The organism is bacterium (genome assembly GCA_037131655.1).
Classification (GTDB): Bacteria; Armatimonadota; Fimbriimonadia; order Fimbriimonadales; family JBAXQP01; genus JBAXQP01.
The window spans coordinates 1-5,026 of record JBAXQP010000201.1 but is presented as its reverse complement, the minus strand read 5'-3'; the positions used below and the strand labels follow the sequence as shown (position 1 = coordinate 5,026).

At 50.5% G+C, this 5,026-nt stretch carries 4 protein-coding genes; 1 reads left to right on the top strand and 3 read right to left on the bottom strand.

From position 1 onward, the window contains the following. Positions 1-1,719, top strand: a 1,719-nt coding sequence (locus tag WCO51_09535) for a Zn-binding domain-containing protein (GenBank protein ID MEI6513500.1), incomplete at its 5' end; no start/stop codon positions are given. 50 nt (positions 1,720-1,769) lie between these two features. On the opposite strand, the gene WCO51_09530 is transcribed toward WCO51_09535, so the two are convergent. From WCO51_09530 to WCO51_09520, 3 genes are all read right to left on the bottom strand, one after another. Then, complete coding sequence (locus tag WCO51_09530) at positions 1,770-2,309, bottom strand: CBS domain-containing protein (protein ID MEI6513499.1); 540 nt, start codon at positions 2,307-2,309, stop codon at positions 1,770-1,772. A 12-nt stretch (positions 2,310-2,321) separates the two neighbouring features. Next, complete coding sequence (locus WCO51_09525) at positions 2,322-3,347, bottom strand: 2-oxoacid:ferredoxin oxidoreductase subunit beta (protein ID MEI6513498.1); 1,026 nt, start codon at positions 3,345-3,347, stop codon at positions 2,322-2,324. Continuing rightward, the coding region (locus WCO51_09520; protein ID MEI6513497.1) for a 2-oxoacid:acceptor oxidoreductase subunit alpha at positions 3,344-5,026 on the bottom strand (1,683 nt) is incomplete at its 5' end. The genes WCO51_09525 and WCO51_09520, both read right to left, overlap by 4 nt.

The following is a 5,026-nucleotide window of genomic DNA, read 5'->3' as shown; positions in this document are numbered from 1 at the left end:
GTTGATGAAATTCACACTTATCGCGGTGTGTTTGGCGCGCACATGGGCAATATCCTCAGGCGTCTACAGCGGATAGCCGAGTTCTACGGCGCTTCTCCCAAGTTTATCTGCTGTTCGGCGACTATCGGCAATCCACGCGAACTTGCGCAGGAATTGACCGGACAAAAGTGTGAAGTCATTGATAATGACGGCTCTCCTAAGGGTGAGCGCACCGTTGTATTTTGGAATCCACCGGAAATTGGGGAAGGCGATCGGCGCAGCCCCAATTCAGAAGTCACCGACCTTTTTTCTGCCCTTGTATCGGCGGGTATTCGCAATATTATATTCACCCGCGCCCGAATTACTGCCGAATTGGTACTGAGATATGCTCGCCAAGAGTTGGCGAATGTTTCAGCCCATCTTAAACGAAAAATCGAATCTTATCGAGGGGGTTATACACCCGAAGAGCGGCGCGAGATTGAGCAGCGGCTTTTCAATGGCGATTTATTGGGTGTGGCGGCAACTAATGCGCTTGAGCTTGGGGTGGATATCGGCGGTTTGGATGCGGTGGTGATGAATGGTTACCCTGGGACTATTTCCAGCCTGTGGCAGCAAGCAGGACGGGCAGGGCGAGCGGGAGAAGGTTCGCTGGCAATTATGGTTGCCCATAACGACCCCCTCGAACAATATCTCATCCGCCATCCTGAAATGCTCATCGACCGGCCTCATGAGGAGGTCAGAGCCAATCCGGGGAATCCTTATGTATTGGCCTCACACATCAGGTGCGCCGCTCATGAGCGACCTATTGCATTCAGTGAGCTAGAAATTTTCGGACAAAATGCCGATAAGGTCGTCCAAACGCTTGAGGAAGCAGGGTTGTTGGAATATCGTCAAGGCAGATGGTATCACGCATTCGCTGAAAGCCCCGCCAAGAGAGTTGATATCCGTTCCGCTTCCGGCGAAATCTTTTCGATTGTTGATTTAAAAGCCAATCGACTCTTGGGGACGATTGAAGGCGCAAGGGTGTTTGAAGTGGTGCATGAAGGCGCAATTTATTTGCATCGCGGCGAGCCTTATGAGGTCACAAAACTTGACCTAACAACAAAACAAGCCCTGGTCATTCCCTCAGCCGCAACCTATTACACCGATGCTATTAACGAAATCGGCATCGTGGTCAACTCTGTCCTTGAGGAGACGCCGTTGGGTGAGGGGTTGGTTTCATGGGGCGGAGTGACGGTTACCGAACATGTTATCGGTTACCGAAAGCGTTCCCTCATGACCGAAACGACTATGGGATATTATGAATTAGATTTGCCTCCGAGGAGTTTTGATACGGTTGCGGTCTGGCTGCGATTGCCTGGTGAACCTAATCCACTTAACAAGGAAGCCTTCATGGGATTCAGCGGCGGCGCTCACGCAATCGAACATGTTGCCAGCGCTCTTGTTCCCGCTCTGGTTTCCTGCGATCGCCGTGATATTGGCAGCGCATGGTATGCGATCCATCCCGTTACTTTATCCCCGACAATCTTCATCTACGACACCACCCCAGGCGGTGTGGGTCTCGCTGAAGGCGCATACAAGCATGTCAAAGAGTGGTTGGAAGCCGTCCGTTCCGCCATTTCCGAGTGTTCTTGTCAAACCGGCTGCCCCGGCTGCGTCCTCTCCCCCCGCTGTTCAACCAAAAACGAAAACGTCTCCAAAATAGACGCCCTTAACTTCTTGGATAAGTTACTGGCGTAGAATTAAGGGAAGAGCGGTTTTTATTCTATTCGTGTTAAAAGGCCTATGGGCTATTCATCCCGGCGGTCTAAACGTTTCAATACGTCCCTGATGGTGGCGATACTTAGCGGTCTTCCGTCGGCTGAGAGAACCGGCACATGCCGGAAGTTGCCCATAGCCATTTTGTTGACCACATAGGCGATGGGATCGTCGCCCCGCACAAATTCCGGATTCGGGGTCATAACGGCGCCGACAGTCACTTTGGAAAGGTCTTTATGTATTCCCAAAACGCGTTGAATGATATCCCGTTGGTTTAGGATGCCCACAAGTTCTTTATTTTTGAAAACCAGGATGCAGTCTTTCTTCTCTTTCTGGAAAATATGGATCACTTCCTGAATGGTGTCGTCGGGATCAGCAACCAGCAGGTCTTTTCCCGTCAGAAGGTCCGAGATCGGCGCTGTCATGAGGGTACTCTGAATGTTCTCCCCTTTTCTCGGCCCAGGAAGGGAAACCGCCATTAGCGAATGAAAGCAATGAGAGCAGCGGTCGGCTCCGAGAAGATTGATCTCGCTGCAGACGGGGCATTTTGTCTCTTGTTGTTTAAATTTCATAAAGATCCATCCTTATTTAACCGTCCAGGTGTCGCCGCCATAGATAAGGTCATTCAGTGTTCCCTTACCCTCTTTAGTTTCGACTTCATTGATTTGGGCTTCCATTAAATTGTCGTACATAGGCTTTTCAATGTGCCGGAAAACGCCGAATGGAACCGGCATCTCGGGGTGCTCCATTTGTGTCAAAAGGTAAGCATAATACGGCTCCGGAGCTGATTCGTTATGAATGAGAAGTTCTTCTTCTTTCGTATCAGCAAGGTTGACCATCTCCGTATGCAGCCCATTCAGGCGTATCGCCCTATTCTTCTTTGACCCGAAAACAAGCGGTTTTCCATCTTCGAGGTAAATCATTCTGTCATCGCGATTCTCACGGCCGGTGACAGGAAAATAGGACTTATCGTTAAAAATGATACAGTTTTGGTATACCTCGATAAAGGAAATCCCCTTATGCGCCATTGCTTGTTCGAAAACATAGCTCATGTGCTTAGGGTCGGTGTCGAGTGTCCTTGCGATGAACGTCGCTTCGGAAGCAATCGCGATACAGAGAGGGTTGATTGGATGTTCGATAGATCCATAGGGTGAGGATTTTGTCTTCTTCCCCTGCTCTGAGGTCGGCGAGTACTGGCCTTTAGTGAGACCGTAGATGCGGTTGTTTACTAGTACGATATTGATATCCAGGTTTCGCCGCATGCAGTGAAGAAGGTGGTTTCCTCCGATCGAAAGCCCGTCGCCATCCCCCGTTATAATCCAAACAGAAAGATCAGGGTTCGCACACTTCAGGCCAGTAGCGATAGTCGGCGCACGTCCGTGAATGGTGTGGAAACCATAAGTATTCATATAATAGGGAAAGCGGCTCGAGCAGCCGATGCCTGACACAAAGACATAATTTTCCCGAGGTGTATTGAATTGCGCTAGCAACCGCTGCATGACGGATAAAATTGCGTAATCGCCGCAGCCTGGGCACCAGCGAACGTCAGACCCCGAGACAAAATCCTCCTTCGTATAGGGTAGTTGTGTCATGTCATTATCCAGGCTCATAGCATCTCCTTGATCTTCTTGACAACTTCAACAACCTTGAACGGTTGGCCCTGAACTTTGTTCAACCCCTCCGTTTTCACTAACGGAAAATGGTACCGGATGAGGACTAGTAGCTGCCCTGAGTTAAGCTCGGGAATGAGGATAGTCTCGTAATTCTTTAGCACTTCGCCCAAGTTCGGCGGAAATGGGTTAAGATAACTAAGGTGTGCATGCGCCACCCCATTCACACCCTCTTTCTCGATATCGGTTAGCGCCTGATAAATCGTCCCGTAAGTCGAACCCCATCCTAAAACAAGGAGTTTTCCTGTACGCGGGCCACGAACCTCAAGCGCAGGAATATCGTTAGCGATGCAGCGAACTTTTTCTGCTCTCAGGTTCACCATCTTTTGATTGTTGTCGGGATCGTTACTCACCATGCCTGTAATGTCAGCTTTGCCCAATCCCCCGATGCGATGTTCAAGCCCAGGCGTTCCAGGGACTGCCCAGAACCGCGCCAGCGTTTCGGGATCACGTGCGTAAGGCTGAAATTTATCTTTACCCGCTTTGGGATGAACGATTTTTATTTTAGGCAACTCGTCCAAGTTCGGAAGTTTCCACGGTGCGGAGCTATTCGCGAGATATCCGTCCAATAGCAAAATCACAGGCGTCATGTGCTTGACGGCAATGCGGACCGCCTCAATAGCCATTGTGAAGCAGTCCGAAGGGGTCTTGGCTGCAAGGACGGCGATGGGCGATTCGCCATGTCGGCCGAAAAGCGACATGAGAAGGTCTCCCTGCTCAGGCTTGGTTGGCATGCCTGTCGAAGGGCCTGCTCGCTGTACGTCCACAATTACGAGCGGCAGTTCAGCCATCACCGCAAGCCCAACCATCTCCGCTTTGAGGCACATACCAGGCCCGCTTGTTCCGGTTACTCCAAGCAGTCCTCCGAATGAGGCGCCAAGAGCGGCTCCGCAAGCAGCGATTTCATCCTCAGCCTGGAAGGTTTTTACGCCGTAACGCTTATTGGCCGCCAGTTCTTGAAGAATATCGCTAGCAGGAGTGATGGGATACGAAGCGTAAAAAAGGGGCGTTTCTGCCAAGAGCGATGCGGTCACTAAACCTATAGAGGTCGCTTCGCTCCCCGTGACTTTACGATAAGTCCCCGGCTCGATCGGCGCCTGCTTCACCTGGTAACGAACGGCAAATGCTTCGCTGATGTCAGCGTAATTATAACCGGCCCTAAGGGTAGCGACATTCGCCTCTGCTATTTCCGGGCGTTTAGAAAATTTTTCGTGAATCCACTGAATAGTATGTTCAAGGGTTCGGTCGTAAAGCCAGAACGTGAAACCCAGTGCAAAAAAGTTTTTGCAGCGCTCTACTTCGGTGTGCTTGAGTCCCGAATCTTGCAACGCGCTCCGGGTAAGTGTTGTAAGAGGAACCTTCAATATCTGGAAATCTTTCAGAGTCTTGTCTAGCAGAGGATTTGATGACCAGTTCGCTTTATTGAGGTTGTCATCGGTAAATGCATCCTCATTCACGATAATGAGGCCACCGGGCTTCACATTAGGAATTTCGACTTTAAGCGCGGCTGGATTCATGGCAACCAGCACGTCAGCAAGGTCACCAGGTGTATATATGATAGTGTCCGCAAACTGAATTTGGAAGCTCGACACGCCTGGAAGCGTACCTATTGGAGCGCG

Bases quoted from the DNA above. Each gene is read 5' to 3' on its own strand.
- WCO51_09530 (MEI6513499.1), bottom strand. From the start codon at position 2,309: ATGAAATTTAAACAACAAGAGACAAAATGCCCCGTCTGCAGCGAGATC.
- WCO51_09525 (MEI6513498.1), bottom strand. From the start codon at position 3,347: ATGAGCCTGGATAATGACATGACACAACTACCCTATACGAAGGAGGAT.